This is a genomic window from Panacibacter ginsenosidivorans (assembly GCF_007971225.1).
Classification (GTDB): domain Bacteria; phylum Bacteroidota; class Bacteroidia; order Chitinophagales; family Chitinophagaceae; genus Panacibacter; species Panacibacter ginsenosidivorans.
Map to the genome: position 1 here is coordinate 5335825 of NZ_CP042435.1, position 26760 is coordinate 5362584.

At 37.6% G+C, this 26760-nt stretch carries 17 protein-coding genes and 1 pseudogene; 10 read left to right on the forward strand and 8 right to left on the reverse strand.

Annotation, left to right across the window (positions count from 1 at the left end; all coding sequences use genetic code 11):
- Positions 1 to 82 precede the first annotated feature (82 nt).
- The 7 genes and pseudogenes from FRZ67_RS22540 to FRZ67_RS22570 all read left to right on the forward strand — a co-directional run bounded on the left by FRZ67_RS22540 (position 83) and on the right by FRZ67_RS22570 (position 14168).
- On the forward strand, positions 83 to 1216 hold the full coding sequence (locus FRZ67_RS22540; RefSeq protein ID WP_147192816.1) for an FIST signal transduction protein: 1134 nt from the start codon (positions 83 to 85) through the stop codon (positions 1214 to 1216).
- A gap of 3364 nt (positions 1217 to 4580) precedes the next feature.
- A pseudogene (locus FRZ67_RS23985) lies at positions 4581 to 5381 on the forward strand (sensor histidine kinase); the annotation flags it as partial.
- A 183-nt stretch (positions 5382 to 5564) separates the two neighbouring features.
- Entirely contained in the window at positions 5565 to 7805 is a 2241-nt protein-coding gene (locus FRZ67_RS23715; protein ID WP_225975445.1) for a tetratricopeptide repeat-containing sensor histidine kinase, read from the forward strand.
- 248 nt (positions 7806 to 8053) lie between these two features.
- A complete protein-coding gene (locus tag FRZ67_RS22555; protein ID WP_147192817.1) occupies positions 8054 to 10228 on the forward strand; it encodes a tetratricopeptide repeat-containing sensor histidine kinase in 2175 nt (724 codons plus the stop codon).
- A gap of 344 nt (positions 10229 to 10572) precedes the next feature.
- On the forward strand, positions 10573 to 12714 hold the full coding sequence (locus FRZ67_RS22560; protein ID WP_158638434.1) for a tetratricopeptide repeat protein: 2142 nt from the start codon (positions 10573 to 10575) through the stop codon (positions 12712 to 12714).
- A 36-nt stretch (positions 12715 to 12750) separates the two neighbouring features.
- Entirely contained in the window at positions 12751 to 13125 is a 375-nt protein-coding gene (locus FRZ67_RS22565; protein ID WP_147192819.1) for a response regulator, read from the forward strand.
- Positions 13125 to 14168 carry an adenylate/guanylate cyclase domain-containing protein gene (locus FRZ67_RS22570; RefSeq protein ID WP_225975446.1) on the forward strand — a complete coding sequence of 348 codons (1044 nt, stop codon included), beginning with the start codon at positions 13125 to 13127 and terminating at the stop codon, positions 14166 to 14168. Before FRZ67_RS22565 ends, FRZ67_RS22570 begins: the two co-directional genes overlap by 1 nt.
- Before the next feature lie 255 nt (positions 14169 to 14423).
- On the opposite strand, the gene FRZ67_RS22575 is transcribed toward FRZ67_RS22570, so the two are convergent.
- On the reverse strand, positions 14424 to 15512 hold the full coding sequence (locus tag FRZ67_RS22575; protein WP_147192821.1) for a DUF2911 domain-containing protein: 1089 nt from the start codon (positions 15510 to 15512) through the stop codon (positions 14424 to 14426).
- A gap of 272 nt (positions 15513 to 15784) precedes the next feature.
- Complete coding sequence (locus FRZ67_RS22580; protein ID WP_147192822.1) at positions 15785 to 16555, reverse strand: DUF5602 domain-containing protein; 771 nt, start codon at positions 16553 to 16555, stop codon at positions 15785 to 15787.
- 315 nt (positions 16556 to 16870) lie between these two features.
- On the opposite strand from FRZ67_RS22580, the gene FRZ67_RS22585 reads away from it, so the two are divergent.
- Both FRZ67_RS22585 and FRZ67_RS22590 read left to right on the forward strand, forming a co-directional pair.
- A complete protein-coding gene (locus tag FRZ67_RS22585; protein ID WP_147192823.1) occupies positions 16871 to 18238 on the forward strand; it encodes an APC family permease in 1368 nt (455 codons plus the stop codon).
- Positions 18239 to 18454: 216 nt separating this feature from the next.
- Positions 18455 to 18931, forward strand: coding sequence for a hypothetical protein (locus FRZ67_RS22590; RefSeq protein WP_147192824.1), 477 nt, complete (start codon positions 18455 to 18457; stop codon positions 18929 to 18931).
- Between the two features lie 232 nt (positions 18932 to 19163).
- Here the strand turns inward: FRZ67_RS22590 and FRZ67_RS22595 are convergent, their stop codons facing one another.
- The 3 genes from FRZ67_RS22595 to FRZ67_RS22605 all read right to left on the reverse strand — a co-directional run bounded on the left by FRZ67_RS22595 (position 19164) and on the right by FRZ67_RS22605 (position 23022).
- Positions 19164 to 19721 carry a hypothetical protein gene (locus FRZ67_RS22595; protein ID WP_147192825.1) on the reverse strand — a complete coding sequence of 186 codons (558 nt, stop codon included), beginning with the start codon at positions 19719 to 19721 and terminating at the stop codon, positions 19164 to 19166.
- A 180-nt stretch (positions 19722 to 19901) separates the two neighbouring features.
- On the reverse strand, positions 19902 to 21467 hold the full coding sequence (locus FRZ67_RS22600) for a peptide ligase PGM1-related protein (protein ID WP_158638435.1): 1566 nt from the start codon (positions 21465 to 21467) through the stop codon (positions 19902 to 19904).
- Between the two features lie 127 nt (positions 21468 to 21594).
- Positions 21595 to 23022, reverse strand: coding sequence for a hypothetical protein (locus tag FRZ67_RS22605; RefSeq protein ID WP_147192826.1), 1428 nt, complete (start codon positions 23020 to 23022; stop codon positions 21595 to 21597).
- A gap of 127 nt (positions 23023 to 23149) precedes the next feature.
- Between FRZ67_RS22605 and FRZ67_RS22610 the strand changes: the two genes are divergently transcribed.
- The gene (locus tag FRZ67_RS22610) at positions 23150 to 23683 is read left to right on the forward strand and encodes a DinB family protein (RefSeq protein ID WP_225975447.1); all 534 of its coding nucleotides are present in this window, start codon (positions 23150 to 23152) and stop codon (positions 23681 to 23683) included.
- A gap of 147 nt (positions 23684 to 23830) precedes the next feature.
- Here the strand turns inward: FRZ67_RS22610 and FRZ67_RS22615 are convergent, their stop codons facing one another.
- The 3 genes from FRZ67_RS22615 to FRZ67_RS22625 form a co-directional block, all read right to left on the reverse strand.
- A complete protein-coding gene (locus tag FRZ67_RS22615) occupies positions 23831 to 25444 on the reverse strand; it encodes an acyl-CoA carboxylase subunit beta (protein ID WP_147192827.1) in 1614 nt (537 codons plus the stop codon).
- Positions 25445 to 25714: 270 nt separating this feature from the next.
- Positions 25715 to 25909, reverse strand: a complete 195-nt coding sequence (locus tag FRZ67_RS22620; protein ID WP_147192828.1) for a hypothetical protein — start codon at positions 25907 to 25909, stop codon at positions 25715 to 25717.
- Positions 25910 to 26015: 106 nt separating this feature from the next.
- Positions 26016 to 26621, reverse strand: a complete 606-nt coding sequence (locus tag FRZ67_RS22625) for an energy transducer TonB (RefSeq protein ID WP_147192829.1) — start codon at positions 26619 to 26621, stop codon at positions 26016 to 26018.
- Between the last annotated feature and the right edge of the window lie 139 nt (positions 26622 to 26760).

A 26760-nucleotide genomic window follows, 5' to 3' on the forward strand; every position in this document is an offset into this window, starting at 1 on the left:
ACCATTATTGCAGCATTTGCAAATGCAAATAAGTTAGGTGATTTTTAAATATTTATTTCAACAGGTTCTATATAATATCATTATGAAAACAAAATCAATCCGGGGAAATTCAGCAGAAGAAATTAGGACAGCTTTGGCGCAAAGCATGACCGATGGTTTTAAACCAACCTTAGCTATTACATTTCTTTCTGTAAAACAAGATCGTGAAGAACTGTGTAAAACTTTAGATGATGCAGGCATTGCCATTTATGGCGTAACGTCCAATGGAGAGTTTACCGGAGAAGGGATAACCGCAGGCGAGATAGCTATTATGTTGCTTGATATTAACCCCACACACTTCAGCATTTTCTTTGAAGAATTTTCTGAAAAAAATTACAGGCAAACCACGCAGTACATTGCCAGGAAAGCATTGGAAACATTTGCGCATCCGTGTTTCCTTATTGCTGGCAGTAACCTCAACACCGATGCAGAAGAATTGCTGCATGGCTTTGAAGACATTTTTGGAAAACAGGTAAATGTATATGGCGGCATGGCGGGAGATGATATGATGTTTAAAGAGCAATTTGTTTTCACCAATGACAAATCCAGTAACAATGGCATGGTAGCAATTGCCCTTGATGAAGACAAAATAAGTATAAAAGGAAAGGCTACGCATGGCTGGAATGCAGTGGGCACAGAAAAAACCGTCACAAAAAGTACCGGCAATCATGTTTATACGATTGATGATACCCCGGTATTAGACCTTGTAATAAAATATGGAGGCCTTAAAAATGTAACACCTGAAAACTTTGCAATAGAACATTCTATCGCATTGCCATTACAATTGCAGCGGGAAAGCGGAGACCCTGTGATAAGAGCTGGTCTGGTAGTAGATTGGAATGACCGTTCATATTACTGCAGTGGCGCGATGCCACAAGGTTCTAAAGTCCGGTTCTCGATACCCCCTGATTTTGATGTGATAGAAAAAGTGATCAGTGGGTGCGAAGATCTGAAAGCAACTGAAATGCCGGAAGCAGATGCCCTGCTCTTGTTTAGCTGTGCAGGCAGGCTTCTTTCTTTGGGGCCTTTGATCAGCGAAGAAATAGAAGGTGTAAGAAAAGTGTGGGATGTACCTATGGCAGGCATGTTCAGCAATGCAGAACTGGCAAGAGCCACCAACGGAAATTTAGAGATGCATGGGTTAACTGCCTGCGCAGTTGTATTGAAAGAAAAATAATTTTTATGGGCCGGGCTGTAGTAATATTATTCAGCATCGTTGCGTCGCACACTTGTACTTTTTCAATCGTAGCATCATTGTGAAGAACAAAGCAAAGACATTGTACGCTGAGTGTACTGTGGCAATCTGCTGAATAATGGTAATAAATAAAAGATTGAACAGCCTGGCCACACACAAGCTATGCAGGAGTTTCGCAATGACCAATAAAGAACAAAATGTACAAGAGTGCGACGCAAGAAAAGTATCATACCAGTAATTCAGCCAGGCTCAAAAAAATATTTAAAGAAACAGTTAATAAAATTTTTTATATAATACCCATAACAAATAAATGAACCCGCATCTTCAAACCATAATAGATTTTATTCAGCATGCAGAGCATTTGAGTGACGAAGAAAAAAATGCTTTATTGAAAGATGCAAAAGCTGCTGATAAAGAATTAGAGATAACTGCATTCAAACTCGAACGCACAGAAAAAGTAAAACATACTACTGCCATTTTACTGGAAGAAACGATTGAAGAACTCGAGCAAAAAAGAAAAGCGGTTGAAGCGCAAAACAAAGAACTGGAAATAGAAGCAGCATTGGAAAAAGTGCGTAGCCGTTCTCTCGCCATACATAAAAGTGATGAGTTGAAAGAAGTGGTCACTGTTCTATTTGAAAAATTAAAAGAATTGCAAATCCCTGTTACGTCAGCAGGCATCACCATATTTCTTGAAGGTTCAAAAGACATGAACATTTACGTTTGCGGTCAGAATGATGATGGTTTAGTTATAAGTAACTATCGGCTTCCTTACTTTAATCATCCAATCTGCAATGACTTTCATACTGCCAGGGAAAAGCACCTCGATTTTTTTGTTGGCAATTATTCTAAAGATGAAAAGAATAGTTTTTATGAGTACGTGTTAGAATTTTCTTCTTTAAAGGATTTACCAAATGATATAAAGGAGATGATTTTTCAAAGCCCGAAATATTCTATTTCGATGGCTACGGTTAATAATTCAATGATTGTAATAAATGATTTTGAAGGAAAGCTTTTATCTGAAAATGAAACAGACATCATCAAAAGATTTGCAAGAGTTTTTGAACAAGCACACACCCGTTTCCTCGATCTGCAAAGAGCAGAAGCACAGTCAAGAGAAGCAGAAATACAGTTGGCATTGGAAAGAGTAAGAGCCAGAGCAATGGCTATGCAAAAATCTGATGAGTTAAAGGAATTAATAGGAACTGTATTCATTGAATTGACAAAACTCGATTTAGTACTCACCCGTTGCCTCATTATGATCTATGATATTACAACAAATGGTTCAACATGGTGGATGGCTAATTCTGAAGCACCATCTGATCCCATCGGTTTGTTTGTAAAATATCATGAGCATACTCCTTACCTGGCATATATCAACGCATGGAAAGAAAGAAATTTAAAATGGCAATACACACTGGAGGGAACAAATAAAAAGGAATGGGATGATTTTTTATTTGATGAAACAGAATTATCGTTGCTGCCAGATTTTGTGATTGAAGGAATGAAAGCACCTGACCGTGTATATTTAAACGCATCGTTTAATAGTTTTGGTAATTTAACACTTGCAAGCCTTGAATCACTCTCTGATGAACACTTTAATATCTTACTCCGCTTTGCAAAAGTGTTTGATCTCACCTATACACGTTTCAATGATTTAAAACAAGCTGAAGCACAGGCAAGGGAAGCAAAGATTGAAGCTGCATTGGAAAGAGTCCGAAGCAAAACCATGGCTATGCATAACAGCGAGGATGTGACCTCGGCAACGGAAACCATGTTTGACGAACTTAAAAAACTTGGGATCGATAATCTTCGATGTGGTATAGCCAATATTTATCATAACAAGACTTTTGATGTATTTGGAGTAACAAATTTGGCTGGCGGCAACAAAATGAGTGGATTCGGTTTGTTTGGTATGAATGAACATCCCATTTGGCAACGCTGGTTTGAAAGCTGGAAAAACAAAGAAGAAGTTTTCATTGCTTACATAGCCGGGCAAGAGAAAGAAGAATACTTCAATAATATCAATAATCATCCTGATTATTTGCCTCAACAGATCGTTAATTTCCCTGACAATTTTTTTCAAGCTTATTATTTTGAGGAAGGGGCTGTATGGACTTATTCATTGTTAGAGCATAGTGACCCGGAAAAAGATATCATGAAACGATTTGCAACGGGTTTCTCACTCACATTTCGCAGGTACCAGGATTTAAAAAAAGCAGAAGCACAGGCAAGAGAAGCCACTATTGAAGCTGCACTCGAGAAAGTTCGCGGTAAAGCAATGGCCATGCATAACAGTAATGATCTCTCAGTTGCTGCAAGCATGGTGTTTACAGAATTAAGAAAATTAGATATCAATCCGATTCGCTGTGGTGTTGGTTTACTGCATAAGGAATCTTATAAGGCACAACTGTATTCTGCAACTTCTTCTGCAGATGGAGATCACCTTTCACTGGTCGGCTGGGTACAATTAGAAAAACATCCCGTATTAGAAAAGATATATGATTCATGGCTTCAGCAATATGATTACTTTCCAGAATTGCAGGGCGAAGGATTAAGACGATATTACCAGTTGTTGTTGACCGGATTGAATGTGGCTGTTCCCGACACTTCTGATAATCAAAAACAATACGGTCATTTTCTTCCTTTCTCCGTTGGTTGTTTATATGCATGGTCAGGCACTCCGTATAATGAAACAGAAATAAAAATACTAAAACGTTTTGCTTCCATTATTGATCTTACATTCAGGCGTTACATTGAATTACAGAAATCAGAAGCAAACGCAAAAGAAGCGATAAAACAAGCAGCACTTGATCGCATACGTGCAGATATTGCATCTATGCGCACTGTGAGTGACCTGGATCGAATTACTCCGTTAATTTGGAATGAGCTTACCATACTCAATATTCCTTTCATACGCTGTGGTGTTTTTATCATGGATGATGTTCAACAACTCATTCATACATTTCTTTCAACACCAGATGGAAAAGCGATCGCTGCATTTCATCTGCCATATGACACGCCGGGCAATTTTACTGAAGTGATAACCCGATGGCACAATAAACAAATCTATGTCGACCATTGGAGTGAGGCTGAATTTATAAGTATAGCCGAGATATTAGTAAAGCAAGGTGCTATCGCAACAAAGGAGCAATATCTTAATACATTGCCAGGTGATGGTTTTTATTTGCACTTCCTTCCATTTTTGCAAGGCATGCTATATGTCGGCAATACAACTCAATTAGGTGAACAAGAAATAAAATTAATTCAATCTGTTGCTGACGCATTCTCCACGGCATATGCACGGTATGAAGACTTTAATAAATTAGAATCAGCCAAACAACAAATTGAAAAAACATTGGTTGATCTTAAACAAACACAGGCGCAACTGGTGCAATCAGAAAAAATGGCTTCGCTTGGAGAACTTACTGCAGGTATTGCGCATGAGATACAAAACCCGTTAAACTTCGTGAATAATTTTTCTGAAGTAAGTAATGAATTGGTTGATGAAATGAATGATGAATTAGATAAAGGAGATATTGACGAAGCAAAAGCAATTGCGGAAGACATCAAACAAAATCTTGAAAAAATAAATCATCATGGCAAGCGTGCAGATGCTATTGTAAAAGGCATGTTGCAACATTCACGCACAAGCAGCGGACAAAAAGAATTGACAGAAATTAATGCATTGTGCGATGAATATTTAAGATTGAGTTATCATGGACTTCGTGCAAAAGATAAAAATTTCAACGCCGATTTTAAAACCGATTTTGATGAAAGTATTGGTAAGACAAATATCATTCCGCAGGATATTGGAAGAGTTATTTTTAATTTGATCAACAATGCATTTTATGCAGTGAATGAAAAGAGAAAGTTGTTAACTAATAACTATCAGCCGATAATCAAAGTAAAAACACGAAACCTGAATCACAGGATCGAAATAATAGTTGAAGATAACGGCAATGGCATTCCACAAAATATAGTCGACAAAATCTTTCAGCCATTTTTTACTACTAAACCAACAGGACAAGGAACCGGTCTGGGATTGAGTTTGAGCTATGATATTATAAAAGCACATGGAGGAGAAATAAAGGTGGAGTGTAAAGAAAGAGAAGGAACTGAATTTATAATTGTGTTGCCGGCTTAAGAATAATTATGAAGCTTTCGTTGCGTCGCACTCTTCAACGATTAGCTCATTATTGAACAGAACGTACAAGTGAGTGACACAACGATGATGAGTAAAGAGCTTTAGTTTGTAACAAAAAAAACATAAAGGCAAAACCTGTTTGTTTTTACTATTTTAACGCTTTAATCCTTTCAAATCATTTTCATGATTACTACCTACAAAAAAGTATTCTTGTTCTTTTGTTTCCTGTTTTTCGTAACCATCCATTGCCTTGCGCAGGACAGTTGCTACAACTGTAAATTAGATTCGCTGGAAGTTGCACTAAAAACTGCAAAAACAATTGACAAAAAAATTGAGTTAATCACACTGCTGGCTGATCTCAAGCTGAATTCTTTTGGTTCCGGAGCAGATTCTACAGTATTTCAATATATAGAAGCACTTATAGAATTTAGCAAGTCTCAAAAAATAAAAGACATTGATTCATATAAGGTCTTGCTGGAAGGGCTTCATTTCTACACAAAAAAAGATTTTTTAAATGCGCAGACTGCTTTTATAAAATCGGTTGAATTGTTTGATAAAACACATAAGCAAATTGTTTCGCTGCTTACAGTTTTGCGTTTAACTTACAATGCACTGGGCAACCAGGAAGATCGGTATAAACTTTATACTGATAAACTACAATATTATTTAGTGAATGGTCCTGCCGGAAATGTTGCGGCATGTTACCACAGCCTGGCTGGTTATTACCTGTATAAAGCCGATTACAACCTTGCTATTTCTGACTACCTGAAGGCTTCAGACATGTATAAAGACTTTAATGAACGAGCCTCCAGAAATATATTAAATGTAGTGGCAAATACTTATAAGGACTGGGGTAATTATGAAAAAGCTACAACATATTTCAACACAATTGTTCCCAAGGCTAAATTAGCAAACGACAGTACCGGTATTATTTTCATGTATATTAACCTTTCTTCCATGAATCGCCTGCAAAGCAACTATGCGCAATCATTGGTCTTTGCTGATAGTGCATTGCTATATGACTCACATAAAATAACAGGTTATACAGCAGAAGCGTATGTAGAAAAAGCCGGGGCATTAACGGGTCTGAATCGATTAGATGAAGCATTGCATTATCTTGATCTTGCAAAAAAGGTGGTTGATTCATTTCACCTGAAAATATTCGCCGCATACGGATCGCTGGAAAGTGATTATGGGTATTATCAATATTATTTAGCCCTAGAAAAATATGATGTTGCTGTTACTTACCTTTTGGAAGCATATAAAAAATCTGTAGAAGAAAAATCTAACAGGTTGCAATTAAAGTATCTGAAAGAATTGTCTATATTTTATGGATTACATAACCAGCCAGCACTTGCATTTAACTACACAAAAAAGTTTTATGATCTCACAGATTCCTTAGACAGTGAAAACAGCGCATTTAAAATTGCTCAATACGAGAATGAAAAAAAGGAATTACAACAAAATGATAGCCTTAATGTATTAAAGCAGCAAGGCGCCATACAGGCTGCTGTTATCAAAAAAAATAATGCAATGTTGTGGGGCTCATTGATCGCCATCATACTCATAAGCGGGTCATTATTCTTTGTGTACAGGCAATATCATTTAAATAAAAAGACCTTGCTTTCTCTGCGTAAAACACAAAGGCAATTAATTATTGCTGAAAAGATGGCTTCACTTGGAGAGCTTACCGCAGGCATTGCACATGAGATACAGAATCCGTTAAACTTTGTGAATAATTTCTCTGAGGTAAATACAGAGTTGATTGAAGATTTAAAAAGTGAAAGATCAAAACAGAAAAGTGAAAGGGATGAACAACTGGAAGATGAGCTGTTAAATGATATTGCAGAAAATGAAAATAAGATCACGCATCATGGCAAGCGTGCAGATGCAATTGTAAAAGGCATGCTGCAACACAGCCGTAGCGGTAGTGGTGCAAAAGAACAAACAAATATCAATGCTTTGGCAGATGAATATTTTCGCCTGAGTTATCATGGCCTGCGTGCAAAAGACAATTTATTTAATGCCGCTATGAAAACAGATTTTGATGAAACGATCGGCGACATCAATATTATTCCGCAGGATATTGGGAGAGTTTTGTTGAATCTGTATAACAACGCTTTTTATGCCGTGAATGACAAGAAAAAACAAGCTGGTAATAATTTCGGGCCGATCGTTTCAGTAAGTACAAAAAAACTTGGTGATAAAGTTGAAATAAAAGTAAGCGATAATGGCAATGGTATTCCTCAAAAAATAGTTGATAAGATTTTTCAGCCATTCTTTACAACAAAACCTACAGGGCAGGGAACAGGATTAGGTTTAAGTTTAAGTTATGATATTATCAAAGCACATGGCGGGGAAATAAAAGTGGGAAGTAAAGAAGGTGAAGGAACTACATTTACAATTCAGTTAACGGCAAACTAATTTTTGTACTAAGCTTATGAATATGAATGAGGCTGCAGTTGCGTCGCACACTTCAAAGCTTAGCCCATTAGTAAACAGTATGTACAAGTGAGTGACACAACGATGCTGAACAAAGGATCTAAAGCCGGTATCATAATTTAATCAAAAATGGAATAAAGGCATAGCATTTTATAAAATAAAGGCATGCAGGAACGGCGTTCATGATCCTCATTCCTGTTTTGTAGTTGAATATTTTTAATAATAGTACAATGAATAGAAAATTATTTTGCACTGCGATTATAATTTGTTTTTTATGTTGCCCGGTATTTTTAGTTGCTCAAAATAAAACAATTGATAGCCTTAGAAATATACTCACTACCTATACTTCCCAACCAGATTTTGAAAGAGACACCAATTACCTGAATACACTTAATGAATTAGGATTTAAATATGCTTACCTGGCTCCCGATACAACGATCGTGTTGAGTCAAAAGGTGTTGACTCTATGCAAGCAAATCAACTATTTCGCAGGAGAAGCAGAGGCACTAAAGAATATAGGACTTGTGTTTAATGTAAAAAGCGAATACAACAAATCATTATCCTATTATTCAGCGGCACTTAAAATAGCCCTTGCTCATGGATATAAAACAGGCGCCGGAAAAATTTATCACAATATTGGAATTGTTTACAGCAACCTTGGTAAATACCCTGAAGCACTTGATAATTATTTCGAGGCGCTTAAGATAAGAGAAGAACTTGGGGAAAAGCCTGGCATTGCCTCATCCACCAATGGTATTGGCGCCATCTATTTTGTGCAGGGGAAATATAAAGAGGCAGATACCTTTTACCTGAAGGCATTGAAAATTGCAGAAGAGATCAATTTTCTGAGTGGCAAAGAAGCAGGCTATTCAAATATCGGCGAATTGAATTTCAGACAGGGTAACTATACAGAGGCAAAGCATTACCTGCTTAAAGCTTTAGATGTTACAAAAGAAACAGGTAATAAAGAAGCAAAGGCATTTGTTTTCACGTTGCTTGCTTCTATTTACAATAAGGAGGGAAAGTACAACGACGCTATTGTGACCTTTCAGCAGGCAAAAGAGGTAGCCATAGAAGTAGGTACAAGAGAATATTTGAGCCGCAGCCAGATAGGGTTGGCAGAAGTTTACCTGGCACTAAAAAAAACAGACAGTGCATTAGTCTATGCACAGGAAGGTATAAAAACTGCAGAGGGAATAAGTTATACGGAACTTTTAAGAGATGGAAATGAAATACTCAGCAGGATCTATGAAGCTAAGGGTTTGGGTATGCAGGCTTATTATCACTATAAGCTCTTTAAACAATTTGCTGATAGCATTAATAACCTGCAAACAGAACAGCGTGCGGCTAATCTTGCAGCAGAATATGAATATTCAAAAAAAGAGATCCAGTTAAAAGCAGACCAGGCAAAAAAAGACCTGGAATTCCAGCGAAAGAGTACCCAGCAATGGTGGATCATCTTTTCTGCACTGGCAGCTTTATTTACTGCATTGGTTGTAGCCTCGCTGATCTATCGAAGCAGGCAAAAAGAAAAGCACAGTAATCAATTACTTCATCAGCAGAATGAAGAAATTGAAAAGCAGAAAAATACATTGCAACTAACTTTAAAAGATCTGAAAGCTACCCAATCACAACTCATCCAGTCAGAAAAAATGGCTTCACTCGGAGAGCTTACGGCAGGTATTGCACATGAAATTCAAAACCCGTTAAACTTCGTAAATAATTTTTCAGAAGTAAATGCAGAGCTTATAGCAGAAATGAAAGAAGAAATTGAAAATGGAAATTACGGGGAAGTAAAAATTATTGCAACTGATATTGCTGTTAACGAACAAAAAATAAATCATCACGGTAAGCGTGCAGATGCAATTGTAAAAGGGATGCTGCAACATAGTCGTAGCAGCATTGGTGTAAAAGAACCCTCAGATATTAACGCACTTGCAGATGAATATTTACGATTAGCATATCATGGTTTACGTGCAAAAGACAATTCATTCAATGCAAAACTCGAAACAGATTTTGATGAAGGCATAGGCAATATCAATATCATCCCGCAGGATATTGGAAGAGTGTTATTGAATTTATATAACAATGCATTTTATGCAGTAAAGCCACCTAACTCCCAAAAAGGGGAACATTATCAACCATCTGTGAAAGTGAGTACAAAAAAAATTGGTGACAAAGTTGAAATACGCGTTAGTGATAATGGCTCGGGCATCCCTCAAAAAATAGTTGATAAAATATTTCAGCCATTCTTTACAACAAAACCAACAGGACAGGGAACAGGATTGGGATTATCATTGAGTTATGATATTGTAAAAGCACATGGCGGTGAAATAACAGTGGAAACGACAGAGGGAGAAGGAACAACATTCATTATTCAGTTGCCGACGCAGGATGCATTATGATTTTTTTGTAGCCGGGCTACCGAATCCATATTCAGCTTTGGTTGCGTCGCACCCTTGTACTGAATAATATATTTCAGCAATCAGCAATGAGGTTACAGTTTACATGCAGTTGCTTTACTGAATGCTGAGAACTGATAAAAACGTATAAGTGAGTGACACAACAGAAGGTGCTTTACGTACCATAGCCGGTAACAAAAAGAAAATTTTAAATAAGGCACAATAAATTAATTAAATTGCCAGATGTTTATTAAGACTGTAGCTACTCAATGAAAATTCTTATTGCGTTTATATCCTCCTTTTTTTTGTATACAGTGTGCTGTGCGCAAAACAATGCGCTGGATACTTTGGATAAGCTTATAAATAAGGCTGCTTCTGATACCGCAAGAATAAACCTGCTTAATAAAAAAATATCGCTGCTTAGTAACATAAATATTGACAGCTCTATAAACCTCGGTAAAAAAACACTGGAAGAAGCAATAAAGGTAAATTATAAAAAAGGTGAAGGTGCTGTAAGGCTGAAGCTGGCAGGTAATTATTGTTTTAAAGGTGATTATAAAACAGCAGCGGAAAACCTGAAAATTGCAGAAGCGATCTTTAAACAACTAAAAGACTCACTATACATAGGACGTCTTTATGCGGGCTATGGTATGATGTATGGTATGCAAAGCAGATATGATACTGCTATACAGTACTATCAGCAGTCTATAGCTATTGATGAGCGTAATGGCAACCTTAATGAAATTGCACGGTCTTATAACAACCTTGCTATTTCTTACCAGATGCAGTCTGATTTTACCAGAGCACTGCAATACCAGCAGAAATCATTAAAGATTGCAGAAGACAGGCAGGACGAGGCGATGCAGGCACGCACATTGGTCAATATTGGTCTTACTTATAAATCGATGGGTGATATAGAACGTTCGGAACAATCTCTTCTGAAATCTGCAGAGCTTGCAAGAAAGCAGCACATAAAAAATGTTGAATTGTATGCTTACTCAAACCTTGCATCATTGTATGAAGCAAAGGAAGAGTATAAGAAGGAATATGAATATGCCATGAAATCTGTTTTACTTGGTGGCGAGATGGGAGACCAGGGTATACAGTCTTCCGGCTTATCAAAAGCAGCATATGCATTGGCAAGGCAACAAAAATTTACAGATGCAGAAAAGCTGGGGAAGCAATCAGTACTACTTGCTGATTCTTCAAACCAGCCGCTAAATATTTATCAGGCATACAGCGCTATGGGCTTTGTTTTAAAAACAGAGGGCAAATACACCGATGCGATCCCTTATCTTGAAAAAGCTTTCGAAGTGTTGAAAGGTGCAGATATTTATGATGAACAAGTAGGTAAGTCTTATATGGACCTGTCTGAATGTTACGAGAAAACAGGCAATTATAGTAAGGCTTTGTCTACATATAAAATGTCCACGCAAATTGCAGATTCTATTGCCAGTAAAGAAAATGTTCGTAAAGCCACAGAGCTTACTATGAATTATGAGTTTGACAAAAAGCAACAGGTTGCAACTGCGGAGCAAAAACAGAAAGAGGCTTTAGCCAGTGCTAAACAGCTTGCTTTAATGATAGGTCTTGGCTTTGCATTGCTGCTTACAATACTTGCATTTATAGGATACCGGAACAAGCAAAGAGCAAATGCCCTGTTGCATCGGCAAAAGACTGAATTAAATGATGCATTGACAAAACTAAGAGCAACACAGGCTCAACTGATACAGGCAGAAAAAATGGCTTCGCTGGGAGAACTTACTGCCGGCATTGCACATGAAATTCAAAACCCACTCAACTTTGTAAATAATTTTTCCGAAGTAAGTGCCGAACTTATTGATGAAATGCGGGAAGAAATAGATAAAGGTGACGCGGCATCTATAAAAACACTGGCAACCGATATTAAACTAAACCTTGAAAAAATTACCCATCACGGCAAGCGTGCAGATGCGATCGTAAAAAATATGCTGCAACACAGCCGCAGCAGTACCGGTGCAAAAGAAATGTCTGATATAAATGCGCTGGCAGATGAATACCTGCGTTTAAGTTACCATGGCATTCGTGCAAAAGACAAATCGTTTAATGCTACGTTACAAACAGATTTTGACAAAAGTATAGGTAGGATAAACATTATGCAGCAGGATATTGGAAGGGTAATATTGAACTTAATAACCAATGCGCTTTATGCGGTTACAGAAAAAAAGAGACTGCTTGCAGATGCTGATTATAACCCAACTGTGACAGTAAGTACTAAAAAGATAAAAGATAAAGTAGAAATAAGAGTAAGCGATAATGGTATGGGTGTTCCGCAAAGAATAATTGATAAGATATTTCAGCCTTTCTTTACTACCAAACCAACAGGAGAAGGAACAGGTTTGGGGCTTTCATTAAGCTATGATATTATAACAAAAGGGCATGGAGGCGAGATGAAAATAGACACAAAGGAAGGAGAATATGCAACATTTATAATCATATTGCCTTTATAAGTGAGGGCTAAAATTTTACATTCTTAAACCTGTACCATGAAAATATTAGTAGTAGATGATGAACAAGACATGCAAACACTTTTCCTGCAAAAATTCAGGAAGGAAATACGCGATAATGTGATACAATTTGTATTTGCATTCTCAGCCGAAGAAGCACTTGGCTACCTTAATATACATGTGCATGAGGCAGTATTGATTCTTTCAGATATTAATATGCCGGGTAAAAGTGGCCTGGAATTACTTCGGGAGATAAAACACAAATTCGAAAATCCTCCTCCTAAAGTAATGATGGTAACAGCGTATGGCGATGAGGAAAATTATAACCAGGCCATGCGTTTGGGAGCAGATGATTTTCTCACAAAGCCGCTTGATTTTAACCTTTTAAAGGAAAAACTAAAAATAATTCAGTGATGGCAAAAATACTGGTGGCAGATGACGAAGCAGACCTCGAAATGCTTATTAAACAAAAATTCAGGAAGCAGATACGTGAGAACCGTTATGAATTTGTATTTGCCATAAATGGTGTGGATGCACTGGAAAAACTTGCAAAGAATACAGACATTGATATCGTGCTTAGTGATATTAATATGCCTGAAATGGATGGCCTTACCCTGCTTGGAAAACTTAATGAAGTAAGCCCGCTTATAAAATCAGTTATTGTATCTGCTTATGGAGATATGGATAATATTCGTACCGCTATGAACCGCGGTGCTTTTGATTTCGTAACCAAGCCGGTGAACTTTGAAGATCTTGAGCTGACAATGAACAAGACCATTGCGCATGTGGCTCAGTTGCGCATTACTATGCAGGCCATCAAAGAAAATGATATACTTAGGATGTACGTGGATGAAACGGTTCTTAAGTTTATGAACAAGCGGGAATTTGAGTCTACCCTTATGATTAATGAGACCATTGAAGCAACTGTTGCTTTTATTGATATCTGCAGTTTTACAGCAATCACAGAAAATGAGTCTGCAGATACAGTGGTAAGATTGCTGAACAAATATTTTGATGTAATGGTTAAAGAGATCATTGCACAAGGTGGCCATATAGATAAATTTATCGGTGATGCAATTATGGCTGTATTTCGCGGAGAGTATCATTTAGATCGTGCAATCGATGCATGTCTTGCAGTACGGGCAAGTATAGAAAAACTACCTGTTGAAGAAGCAGATAGTATTTCATTCCGCGCGGATGTAACCATTGGAATACATAGTGGCGAATTGATATCAGGAAATATAGGCTCTGCAACTTTGCGCAGGTTAGATTATACAGTTATCGGGGATATTGTAAATACAGCGCAACGTTTGCAAGGTGTTGCAAAAGCAGGCCAGATAATTATTGCAGAATCATCTTACGAACTGGTAAAAGAATCTTTCAACTGCAGAAGGATAGGCGAAGTGAATTTAAAAAATAAGCAATTGCCTGTTGTTGTTTATGAGGTAATGGATTAATTTATTTTTGAGCCAATTGGCATTGCTGCTATGCAGCTTTTGTTGCGTCGCACTCTTGTACGTTTAGTTTATTATTCTGCAGTGAAAACAAGTTGCTCCTTAAAATTATAAAAGCACAAGAGTGCGACGCAACAGCAGATGAGTTAAGTGCTGTAGTCGGGTACAAAAAAGAAAGTTTTTATTAATCCACTATTTATAAAAAAGCGCAGACTTAAATGTCCGCGCTTTTTTTAATAAAGTATTCTGCAGTTTAATTTATAATGCGCCTAATTGCTTCAAATATTTTTCTGAGTTAGCTTTTACATTCGGTGCAGGATTCATGCTCAATGATTTTTTGAAACTGGCAATTGCATTTTTTTTGTCGCCTTTTAAAGCATAACCTTCACCCAAACTATCCCAAACATTTGCGCTTGTGGGGTGGCGCTGGGTATTAAGTATAAACATCTGTATGGCTTTATCCTGCTGGTTTTGGTTAAGCAATTGATAGCCGTATAAATTGAGTTCATTTTCTGTGGCAGCAGCAACTGCATCATTCATTACTTTATCTCCTTCAGCTGTTTTGCCGCTTGCAATAAGTAATCCTGATTTAATACTTAAGGTGGTAAAGTTGCTGTTCTGCGCAATAGCCTGGTCAATCCATTTCATTCCTTGTTCATAATTAGTTTTATTTTGTAATGCATAATTAGCAGCACTCGAAAAACCTTGCCAGTTAAAACCAATCGGGCCTTTCAATTCTGCTGCGGCATTTTCTATTACAATGTTATCAACATCAAATTCGATCTTTACAGGAAATTGTTTTTTCTCCCAGTTAAGCGTAAGCTCAGCAGAATTTTTTGTGGTATTTATAAAATCATAAGTAAGCAATTCTGTGTTTGCAATATCACGCAACTGTATATTCGCCCGCATTTCATCTTGTTTTGGGTCGTAAAAAAAACTTCCCCACGATCTGTAGTCTTTAGATAGAATTACTTCTCCGGTATTGTTTTCATTGATAACAAAGAAAAGCCCATAAGAACCTGCAGGAACTTTATGGCCTTCTATTGTTGCATCATGCGATAAAGTAAGCACTGTATTTTCATTTGCACCGGCACGCCATGGTGCACTGTTGCCAGCACCAAATTGCTGCACGTTCCATCCATAAGGCACCAGCTTGCCCCATACCTCGCGGCCTTTTACAGAGGGCCTTGAATATTTTACTGATACAGTTGAAATACCAATCGTTTGTTGCACTTCAGCAGCAGGGCTTGGTATACGGGGCGTTGTGATTGTTTGCGCTGTTACAATTGTTGAGGCTAATGCGGTACATAAGACAAACACAATCCTTATTGCAGATAGTTTTAACATGGAAAAAATTTTAGGTGATAAGATTAAGATCAATTTTAAATTACACCTAAAGCAATACGCTTTAAAGATAATATATGCAGGCGGTTGATGTTATTTGCTGAATGGTAAGCTTCTTTTGTATATATAAATTATAAGCAGTTTTTGACAAATTAAAGCAGTAATGTATACCTGAATTTTCTTGCATTGCAAATGCTGCTAATAACATATTTAGTTTGCTGTAAAATAAAAAAGGGTTGAAGATTGTCAACCCTTTTTACAATGTTACTAATATTTTAATTTTCCTGTTTGTAAGTAAATCCATCCAGGATAATTTCTGTTACGCCATCGTGTTTTGATACTTTTATTTTAGTAGGATAGTAAGCATTTTTTTGAAAACTTGCAGGTTGAGGAATAGCCCTTTCAAACTGTGTTGTATTCTTTAAGAAGTCAAGCGTTATCATAGGTTCATAAAAAGTAACCTTGCCATCATAAGAGCCCATCAGGAAAGTTTGCGTAAAAGGTTGCCCGTTCATTTCCGGCGTAGTTACATCGAACCAATGTGTACCCATCATTGGAACGCCGCCTGGAATAGGAACATAGTTGGCAGGCATGTAAGATGCTGCCGGGTAATTTTTAAATTTCAGACTGTCCTGTTCATAAAGCGGAATACTCATTTGTTCCTCCACAGATGTCATATAAAAGTGAAAATCAAAATGAGGAACATTGTAAATGCCATCAGGTTCATGGCCATGCGGGTTCCAGTCAAGCAGCACATGATCAAAGGCAGTGGCAGCGGCCTGTGCGTGCAAAGGAATGATAATATGATCTTCTTCATCACCACCTTCATCTGTTGCAGGCAGGCTGTTCATTGCCGCATCATCGATTGAAATAGCAAGTTGTTCGGGAACGCCATTTGATACTTTAACCCATGTTTTTGCCTTACCTGCAAAGAGATTAATTTCTTCACTGTTAAAAACACCCGTTTGATTGTTTTCGTTTTTGTCTTTTTTGCACGAAGTAAAAATTGCTGTTGCCAATAACAGTAATAATGTGATTTTTTTCATGATTAGTTTTTATTTTATTGTGGTGCAAATTTTAGAGACGAAATGAACAGCGCAAGTGCATATATGTATGAATTGCAAATGCGTTTGTTTAGATTGATGTATTTAACGATTTAAGTGATTTTCTTTTTTCAAATATTATATCAGTAATAAAATATTTTTTGAAGCCGGCTTCCTGATAATTTATTTGGCTTTCGTTGCGTCGCACACTTGTACAATAGATTTTTTACTCAGCATAAAAGACTGCTTTATAAGCTTGCCCAAAAACTTTAAGCTCAAAAACCGCAGAATATTTTATATTTATTTTTTTATGAGCTGATGAAAGAAAACCGTTCTGCAACCGTAAAAAAATTGCGGCCTTTACAACTAGCCGCTATTATTTTTTTGACCATCTCCGGAGGTCCTTACGGACTTGAATCATTACTTACTTATGCAGGCAGTCACGGAACACTTGTATTGTTATTTATAACACCAATCTTGTGGGACATACCTACTATTTTTACAGTGCTTGAACTTAATAGTATGATGCCGGTTACCGGCGGTTATTATCAATGGGTAAAACGTGCTATGGGATTGCGTTTTGCATGGTATGAAGGTTGGTGGACATGGCTTTATACTTTTGTTGATCTTGCTATCTATCCAGTACTGTTTGTAGAATACCTTTCTTTTTTTGTTCCCGGTGTGGAAGCCTACAAGATACCTGTTTGTCTTGTTATCATCTGGGGCTCTGCATGGCTTAATATAAGAGGCATCGTTCCTGTTGGTAAAGCTTCAGTATTTCTTGGTGCGGCAGTGCTTGCCCCTTTCGTGATACTCTTTGTATATTTTGTTACGCATCATACAGGTTCTTTTGCATTGCCTTCACCTTCACTGTCAGGTGTAAAATTTCCAATGCTTGGTCTTGGGCTTTATACAGTGATGTGGAATTTTCTCGGCTGGGATAATGTAACCACTTATGCAGAAGAAGTAGCTCATCCTATACGTAGTTACCTTAAGTCAGTAGCTATAGCATTCTTACTCATATTCGTGGTATATTTTATGGCTGTAATGGTTGCCCTGCAATCTGGTATTGATTATACGGTATTAAGTGAAGAAGGTTTTCCTGCATTGGGTACATTGGTAGGTGGTCAATGGCTCGGGACACTTATTGCCTGCGGCGGTATGGCCAGCGGTATTGGTTTGTATTCTGCTGTTTTGCTTTCTGTATCACGAGTTCCTAAAGTAATGTCAGACGATGAATTGTTACCTGCAAAGCTGCATGCACTGCATCCAAAATTTCAAACACCATATGTTTCTATTATCAGTTGCTCGACTGTAGTAAGCTTAATGGTTATGTGGACTTTTGCTGACCTGCTTATCATCGATGTTATTTTATACGGTGCTGCATTATTCCTGGAATTTGTAACACTTATTATATTTCGTATAAAAGCACCTGACGAACACAGGCCGTTTAAAATCCCACTAAACATAACTGGTCTTTGTATCATGATCGCATTTCCTGTTGCCGTTTATTCCATTGCATTGATGGGTGCTTTCTCAGAATCAGGGAGTACCATATGGCCAGTACTTTTTGCATTGGCTATTTTACTTACAGGAGAAATTATCTGGCGTTTTATTATCTGGCGCAAACCGCATCTTAAAATGGCAGCAGTAACTGTATATAAAAAGCTATTTAGAAATGAATGATTGTAATACCGGCAGTGGTTTTTATAGCATCATCGTTGCGTCGCAAATCGACGAAGGAGATTCGCAAACACTAAAATAAAATAACAAATAAGTGAGCAATCCGTTCATCGTTCGGAATAAAATGCAGCTTTTATTAAAGCATATAGTGGTGCGTAAAACACGCACTCTGACAAAGGATTATAATGACATATTTAAATAAAATAAAGAAATATTTTAATGCCAAATTTTGAAAATAAGATTGCAGAAGTATATATGAAAAAAATTCATCTCTATTTTCTTTACGATTGGATTGTTGTGTTAATTCCCATTGCCCTTATTTTTATTTCTTTATTGAATAATTTAGATGACCCTTTTTATCAATATTGGGAGAAAAATTTATTTTTAGGTATATGGATACTGGTGCCTATCATTAAACTTTGGATTTCAAAAAAAATAAAAGACAGATTAATATGTGAGATAGTTATTGAAGAAAAAAATGTTTTATTACAAATTTATAATGGATCAATTCTTAAGCTTGATAAATCATTCATTCCTTTAAAAAAGGAAAAAGCTGACTATTTTATAAACACCTTATTTAGCCCAAAGATGGGTACAATAAGAAGTTATAATAAAGATATATTGATAGTCAGAGTCGATTATAAAAAATATTATTTAGCGCCCGGGTTATTTGAACAAGAAGATGTTCAAATTTGATTAAGGATACTAATTGGATTTTATTGCTGTCCCCCTCTTCTTTCTTCGCAACATCTCCTCCATAGCTATGTGCAGAGCCAGGGATGTTGCGGATTTGCAAGTAATACGGTTAATAGTAGTTACGCAATTTGCTGCCATAATAACTAAACGTACAAGTGAGTGACACAACAGGCGATGCCATAAAAAACTACAATCTGTAACCAAATCTTTTTTTTCGAAGAAGATATATTTATTAGTTAAACTTTACCTGGAACTTTCCGTTCTTTATTAATACAGTGTCGCCGGTTTTTGTCGGCACATAGCCACTGAATCTTCCCTTTGCCATTCCGGTAGAATACTCATATGTATCAATAGTTAAAGAAAACGTTCCTAACTTACCTGTGGCAAAAATATCTGTAAGTGTTACATTGTCGTAATATTCAAAAATAACCTGATTGGTAGTTATGTTCGACCTGTCACTAGTTAAAAGAGCGGAACTTAAGTAAGCTGTTATTACAATTCCTGTGTCAGGTGAACAGGCAGAAGGTCCAAAAAAAGTAAACCCGCTTCTGTCCGGCGCAATTATTCCGTTGGTCATATTTCCGCACAAAAGAGAAGTATCATAGTTGAAACTCCATGTAGAGGGTAATGTATTATCCCAATATTTGCATTGTGAACAAACGGGGAAGGTAATAACTTGTTTTGGTATAGTATCTGAAGGTATTGAGTCATTAGTAGTGTCTTGTACAGGCCCTCCTTCGTAACTATATTCTTTTGCACAGCCTGATAAGCCCGCCACTTGAACGGACAAAAAAAAGAATGTATAGATTATATAAAGGAGCTGACGGGCCATAATGAATGTAGAAAGTGTTACACAACAATATTTGATTCGTTTTGGTTTCGCTGTAATCAATTTACTTTTAAAGATACCAAACAAATAGGTGCTACAACGGAATCCAAAAAAGCATTCTCAGGGTTTTACCAAACCTGGTTAACTGCATTCATGATCTAATATCCGGATCGTTTTGTCATAATACTCTTTTGCTCTTCCAGGTGTACTGCCTACGCATACCAAACCGAGTTTACCATATTCAGATAATGCGCCTACCAAATGAAACATAACACCTTCCTGCGCTGCGCCATCATACATCAACTCATGATACATAGATATATCGATCAGGTCATCAGGAGTAAGTCCTTTATATTTTTCACTGCTTACATTGTCTGAAGCAAAATAAAATCTTTTGTTACCACTTGCGGTTAGGTATTCGCCCGTATCAGCATTATATTTTCCACCGGTTAAAAACTGCAACATCAGGAATGGGTGCGTGGTGCCACCCTTGCGCAAATTAATTTCAATAGCGTAATGCCTCCATGAATTATCATCCTGCTTTACAGAAATAAAATCAATGGCAAAGCGGCCGAGTGCACCTTTTTTTGCAAGAGTCTCTGCAATTTTTTTTCCTTCAGCAGCAAGTGAAATACTATACATTTCATCTGCAGGAAAAATAGCGCCGATAAATATTTGTCCATCATCACCACCAAGCAACTGGTCGTGTGTGCTCACAATTTCAACTTCTTTTGCGGGGCTTATTACACACTGTACAGAAGGAGACATTTTTATATCGCCATCAAGAAACACTTCAACAATGCCACCCATCTCTTTGAACTTATCAAAGAATAATTTTTCGCTCACATCTTTCGCTACAGGTTTAAAATGCTGTGATAAACTTTCTTCAATATTTTTTTCCGAAGCATCATCTTTTGTAAGAGATGGATAAGTATAAATAGCGTTACCATCACCACTAAATCCATCATTCATTTTTACCACAGCCTTGCGTAATCCGGGGTATTTCTTTTTAAGCGCAGCAAGTGCTTTTACTATATCTTCTTTGGTCGAAAGATCTTCAAAACCATCCGGCAGATTTACACCACTTTCTCTAAAAGTCTTTCTGCCACCGGATTTGGAACCTTCATAAAATTTATCAGGATCAGTGCCAAACAATGGAATACCTAAATGCACAACCAGCGTTTTTTCAAGGCTGGTAATATTGTAACAGGTAAGATGTGTAGAACCAGGATCTGTGATCAATTGTTTTATGCGTTCAATAAGTCTCGGCCGTTCCAGTATTTTTTGGGTGAGTGGTTTTACAGACGAGTCATAACAACTGAGCATGGTAAGCCGCTTTCTTGCATGATAACCGGTGATGCCCGGTAATAAATGCAGGTAATAATCAATAATACTTTCTGCCAGTGGAACACTGCTTAAGTAAATAATTTTTGTAAGTGGCATACGCAAAAGCATCAGCAGGCAAAGCATTCTTTCTTCATAATGCACAATGCCTTTTATTTTGGAAAGTATTTCCTGGTCAAGCGAAAGCGACGGGAGAATAACTACAGTGCGTGGCGCAAGTTTATCAGGAAACACTTCTTCAAACTGCCTGGCAAAACTTTGCTGAATTTCATTGAATGCTTTTCTTTCTTCTTCAGAACCCGCAGCCGGAGGTTGATGTGTTATTGCGAAAGTTTTTCTGCCGGTGTCTGCAATGATATTCATATAATGAACTTTGAGGAAAGTTAAAGTATTTTTCTATTTGCCCGGCTGAAGTACTGCTATGAAACTTTTCTTGCGTCGCACACTTGTACAGCAGGAAGTATTTCAAAAAAAATCTATCCTCAATTTTTTATTTTTTCATTTTGCTTTCAAGCATCGCAAAATTTATTTGTGCGGCAAGGTTCATAAATTCCGGTTGTTGAATCATCCGGTTTTTGTCATTAAAACCAAGATCAACTGCTTTCAGCAAATCATCTTTCGTTGCTTTTACATTATTGCTGCGTGCATTTAATATAGCGGAGAAGTACCATGCTTCACTATTGGTTGCATCGGCCATTTTATACAGTTCAACAAAATGTTGTGCATCGTTATTTTGATTGGATGCGATAAGCCTGTTGCTGATAGAATAAAACGCCAGCGATAAATAGGCAAGCAAACGCTGGTACATGGCGGCTTCTGCACTGGTGCCCTTAGCTTTGGTTTGCAGGTCGTTGATGGTTTTGCTCCAGTAGCTCATACCACCACCCTGAAATTGCTGCATATAACCAGCCTTTATATTTTGCTCGGTAGTAAATAAATTTCGTTCTGTCTGCCATTGCTTTTTATAGGCAGGGTTGTTAGTAACAGAAGCATCTTTTTCTTTGAACCAGGTCCTTTCAGTGGTTAAACCATCAAGCATGCTTAATGATAATTTGCATTCCTGTTCTGCTTTCACCAATTTATTTGCTGCAGTGTATGCATTTATTTGCTGTTTACTTTTTGCAATAAAGTCATTGATAAATATATTGTCTGCAGGAATGATTTTTCCGCGCATCGCATCGAGCTGTAAGCCTGCAAAAGCAATGTTCATTGTGCTTTCAGGAGCCCATTCATGTTTGCCATCAAAAAGAAGAATACGATGTTTTGTTTTTGTTTTATCCAACTCACTACTGAAGGCAACAAGATCGGTCATGTTCATATCACCTTCACCTGCGATTGCTGTGAAAGTAAAATTGAAATTACCGGGTGGTGTTTCATCAGGAAGGCCAGCGCCATTTGCAATAACGGCTTTTACTTCAGAGTAATTGAGTGCAATATGCCCGGCAACTTTTGCGCCACCGGAAAACCCACAGGCGTAGATCCTGTTGCTATTGATCTCTAAACGTTTTTGTGTATCGTCAAATAAACTGCGCCATATATTTTCGGCGGTCGGCCAATCATTACCATTCTTTGAATTGTTGCTACCGACCAAAATAAAGTTATACTTGTCGGCTAACGCTTTGTATTTATTTAATGGCAGTGCACCATCTGCATGTGGATCAAAAAAATAAATGACAGGCAATGCTTCGTTGTTGCCTTTGACGGGAATATATAATGAATAAGATTGCGCAGCATCATTTTTGCAAAATACCTGTGCTATAACTTTTCCAGGGGCAAATGTGTCATGAACAATAGTAGTTGCAGGAACTATTGTATTTACTGTATCAATATTGCCTGTATCTGTTGTCGGCTTTTTGCCGGTACAGGCCATAAAACAAAAAACCGGGAGCAACAGTTTTATTGGTTTTCTAACGTTCATGTAAAACTTTATACTTTAAACAAAAGTAGTTTTAATTTAATAGCGGTTTTACATATCGATCAGGCTTGTTATAAAATGAACATGCACGCCAATTCAAAACTTATTGTTTCAATTTAAAAACTGAACTATGAAATATTTATTTATGGCCTTTCTGTCAATGACCATATCTGCGGGATACACACAATCAAATAATACTGTGCCTACATTAAAATCAATTTTACTGGAACAATTACGTACCACGCATAATGTGAAAGATTGGTTTGTGCCTGCAAACATTGCTGTAGAAGGGCTTACAGCAGAGCAGGCAAACTGGAAAGATAGCAGCGGAAATCATTCAATTGCGCAACTGGTCACACATATTATTTTTTGGAACCAACAGTCACTCGCCAAATTTAAAGGAGAAAAGGCTGCCGCATTTAATGGTGACAATAAGGAAACATTTTCTCCGGTTGATAAAAATACCTGGGATGCAACTGTAAAAAAATTAGACGATGTTCTAACAGAATGGGAAAAAGTTGTAGAGGCTGCTGATGAAACGAAACTGAAAGAATGGTATTCTACTATTGCACATATAGGTACGCACAACGCCTATCATACCGGGCAGATCATTTACATAAGAAAAATGAAAGGCTGGTGGGATGAGGATAAAGGAGTGAAATAGTGTAAGTAAAAATTCAAAAATAAAAAGTCAAAACGCGGCAGCCCATTTGTTTGAATTTTTATTCCTATGTCGAATTATATTCAACAGTACAAGAGTGCGACGCAACAAAAGCATTATAGCCGCAGTGCAGTTTGGTTCATAAAAAAACTACACCTGGAACACACCGGTTTTAAATTCTTCTATATGAGGATTATGATTGGCAGCAGCAATTGCTTCTGAAATATGCCTCCGTGTTTCCAGCGGATCTATAATATCATCAACCCACAACCTTGCGGCAGCGTAGGTTACGGCAGTTTGCTTTTCGTATTTTAGTTTTATATCGTGGAGTAAAGTAGTTTGCTCGCTTTCGCTAACTGTTTTGCCGGCAAGCTGTATCTGCATTAATGTTTTGGCAGCCTGCTCACCACCCATCACCGCAATTTTTGCAGAGGGCCACGCATAAATAAAACGCGGATCATAAGCCTTACCACACATAGCATAATTGCCTGCACCAAAACTATTACCAATAATGATGGTGATCTTTGGCACAACAGAATTTGCAACAGCATTCACCAACTTGGCACCATCTTTTATAATGCCTGCATGTTCACTGCGGCTGCCTACCATAAAGCCTGTTACATCCTGCAAAAAAACCAAGGGAATTTTTTTCTGGTTGCAATTGAGAATGAAACGTGCGGCTTTATCAGCGCTGTCGTTATAGATAACACCGCCGAGTTGCATTTCACCCTTTCTGTTTTTTACAATGAGTCTTTGATTGGCAACAATACCAACAGCCCAACCATCTATGCGTGCATAACCACACAAGATCGTTTTGCCATAATCTTTTTTGAATTGATCAAAATCTGAAGCGTCAACAATGCGTTCAATTATTTCAACCATATCGTATGGCTTTGCATTATTCACTTTCATAATGCCATAAATTTCATTGGCATCTTTTGCCGGTGGAGCAGGATTGGCGCGGTTAAAGCCCGCTTTGGGTTTATCTCCAAGTTTACCAATAAGTTTTTTTATCTCATCAAGGCATTCCTGTTCTGTAGAAAATTTATAATCAGCAATACCACTGATCTCTGTATGTGTTATAGCGCCGCCAAGTGTTTCAATATCTATGTCTTCACCAATGGCAGCTTTAACGAGAAACGGGCCCGCAAGAAAAATACTTCCATTGCCTTGCACCATTAACGTTTCATCACTCATGATAGGAAGGTAAGCCCCACCTGCAACGCATGCACCCATCACTGCTGCAATCTGTGTAATGCCCATTGCACTCATGCGTGCATTGTTGCGAAAGATGCGTCCAAAATGTTCTTTGTCCGGAAATATTTCATCCTGCATCGGAAGAAAAACACCGGCACTATCTACAAGATAAATGATGGGCAGGTGATTCTCCATTGCTATCTCCTGCATGCGTAAATTTTTCTTGCATGCAATAGGAAACCATGCGCCTGCTTTTACCGTTTGGTCATTGGCAACCACTACGCATTGTTTACCGCTGATATATGCTACAACCGCAACAGTTCCTGCAGAAGGGCAGCCGCCTTGTTCTCCATACATATCATATCCCGCAAATGCGCCTATTTCGATGATGGATTTATTTTTATCGCAGAGATATTCTACACGTTCCCGTGCAGTAAGCTTTTTTTTCTCGTGCTGTTTTGCTGCCACTTTTTTTCCGCCGCCTTGCTTTATTACATAAAATTTTTGAGCGGTGTCTCGCAGTAAAAGCTTCATCCAGTCTTCGTTGCGGTTAAATTCAATATCCATGTTTGCAATAGTTAGTTTAACAAAGATAGGGGATGGGTATGTGCGAATGTGGAAATATAGGAATGTGCAGATGAGAAGAAATTATTTGTGATACCAGCTTTAGTTTTCCATAGTGTCGGCTGTTGCGTCGCAAGCACTTTATCGTTCAGAACTTTGATGGGCGTAAATATCATTATAAAATAAAAACTGCCTTTATAAGGGCAGTTTTATTATTGTTTAATATAGAAACGGATCAAAATTGATTAGCAACGGCCATAGGTGTTTAATTTACTAAGGCATTTTTTTTGTGGTATCAATCATAGATGTATCGGTCATTGAATTAGTTGTGTCCATAGGCGCTGGTGAAACATTTTCCTGAATGACTGTATCATTCATATCGTCTTTTGATTCTCCACTGCCACATGCAGCAAAAAAACTTGTCAACCCAAAGCATAAAGCAATGGTGAATAAAATTCTGTTTTTCATAACGTTATTTTGAGGCATGATAAATCAAACATTGTTCCAGACTTTTTAAACAAAAAAAATTGCGCAACAAAAGTTGCGCAATGGCTTTAGAAAGAGTGGGTGTTAATTACTGTTCTAGCTGATATACGATTGGTAAACTAAATTTTGTTTTTACATTCTTACCTTTCATTCTCCCCGGATTCCACTGTGGCATAGCTTTTACGATCCTCATAGCTTCTTCCTCCAGCCCGCTACCTAATTTTTGTGATACCACCACAGGATTGTATATTTTTCCCTTTTCATCAACATCAAAACTTACAACCACTCTTCCTTCAGTACCATTATCAATTGCCTGCTCTGGATATTGTAGATTATCTTCTACAAATTTTTGCAGCGCTGTTTGCCCGCCGGGATATGACGGCATTATTTCAGCCCTTGCATAAACTCCTTCTTTGTCTGCTTCCATTTTAGCTTTTACATCATGTGCGCCCACCATTACAACAGTTGCTCTTCCTCTTTTTGCTTTTACACTATTTGCGGAAGTTGTTGTATCGGTCATAGTTTTGCTACTTGCTGTATCGGGTGCTGACATACTTGCCGCTGAACTATCTGTTGCCTGCACAGTAGTAGCTGCTGCATTATTTTCTGCTGCTCTTTCTTCGGGCGTCTGGCATGCATTAATAATTAAAAATGCTGCAAGCGTTGATGCTATTAAGTTGATCTTACTTTTCATACATTATCTGTTTTAGGTAAAGACAAACATTGTTCCAAAAAAGTGTATAGTAAAGTTGTGTTTAAAGTGTTGACCGGCAAATGCTCCATAAAGAGAAGAACGCACAAGTGAGTGACACAACCAAAGCTTTATAGCAGCA

Bases quoted from the DNA above. Each gene is read 5' to 3' on its own strand.
- FRZ67_RS22540 (WP_147192816.1), top strand. From the start codon at position 83: ATGAAAACAAAATCAATCCGGGGAAATTCAGCAGAAGAAATTAGGACA.
- FRZ67_RS23715 (WP_225975445.1), top strand. From the start codon at position 5,565: ATGATTACTACCTACAAAAAAGTATTCTTGTTCTTTTGTTTCCTGTTT.
- FRZ67_RS22555 (WP_147192817.1), top strand. From the start codon at position 8,054: ATGAATAGAAAATTATTTTGCACTGCGATTATAATTTGTTTTTTATGT.
- FRZ67_RS22565 (WP_147192819.1), top strand. From the start codon at position 12,751: ATGAAAATATTAGTAGTAGATGATGAACAAGACATGCAAACACTTTTC.
- FRZ67_RS22570 (WP_225975446.1), top strand. From the start codon at position 13,125: ATGGCAAAAATACTGGTGGCAGATGACGAAGCAGACCTCGAAATGCTT.
- FRZ67_RS22575 (WP_147192821.1), bottom strand. From the start codon at position 15,512: ATGTTAAAACTATCTGCAATAAGGATTGTGTTTGTCTTATGTACCGCA.
- FRZ67_RS22580 (WP_147192822.1), bottom strand. From the start codon at position 16,555: ATGAAAAAAATCACATTATTACTGTTATTGGCAACAGCAATTTTTACT.
- FRZ67_RS22585 (WP_147192823.1), top strand. From the start codon at position 16,871: ATGAAAGAAAACCGTTCTGCAACCGTAAAAAAATTGCGGCCTTTACAA.
- FRZ67_RS22590 (WP_147192824.1), top strand. From the start codon at position 18,455: ATGCCAAATTTTGAAAATAAGATTGCAGAAGTATATATGAAAAAAATT.
- FRZ67_RS22600 (WP_158638435.1), bottom strand. From the start codon at position 21,467: ATGAATATCATTGCAGACACCGGCAGAAAAACTTTCGCAATAACACAT.
- FRZ67_RS22605 (WP_147192826.1), bottom strand. From the start codon at position 23,022: ATGAACGTTAGAAAACCAATAAAACTGTTGCTCCCGGTTTTTTGTTTT.
- FRZ67_RS22610 (WP_225975447.1), top strand. From the start codon at position 23,150: ATGAAATATTTATTTATGGCCTTTCTGTCAATGACCATATCTGCGGGA.
- FRZ67_RS22615 (WP_147192827.1), bottom strand. From the start codon at position 25,444: ATGGATATTGAATTTAACCGCAACGAAGACTGGATGAAGCTTTTACTG.
- FRZ67_RS22620 (WP_147192828.1), bottom strand. From the start codon at position 25,909: ATGAAAAACAGAATTTTATTCACCATTGCTTTATGCTTTGGGTTGACA.
- FRZ67_RS22625 (WP_147192829.1), bottom strand. From the start codon at position 26,621: ATGAAAAGTAAGATCAACTTAATAGCATCAACGCTTGCAGCATTTTTA.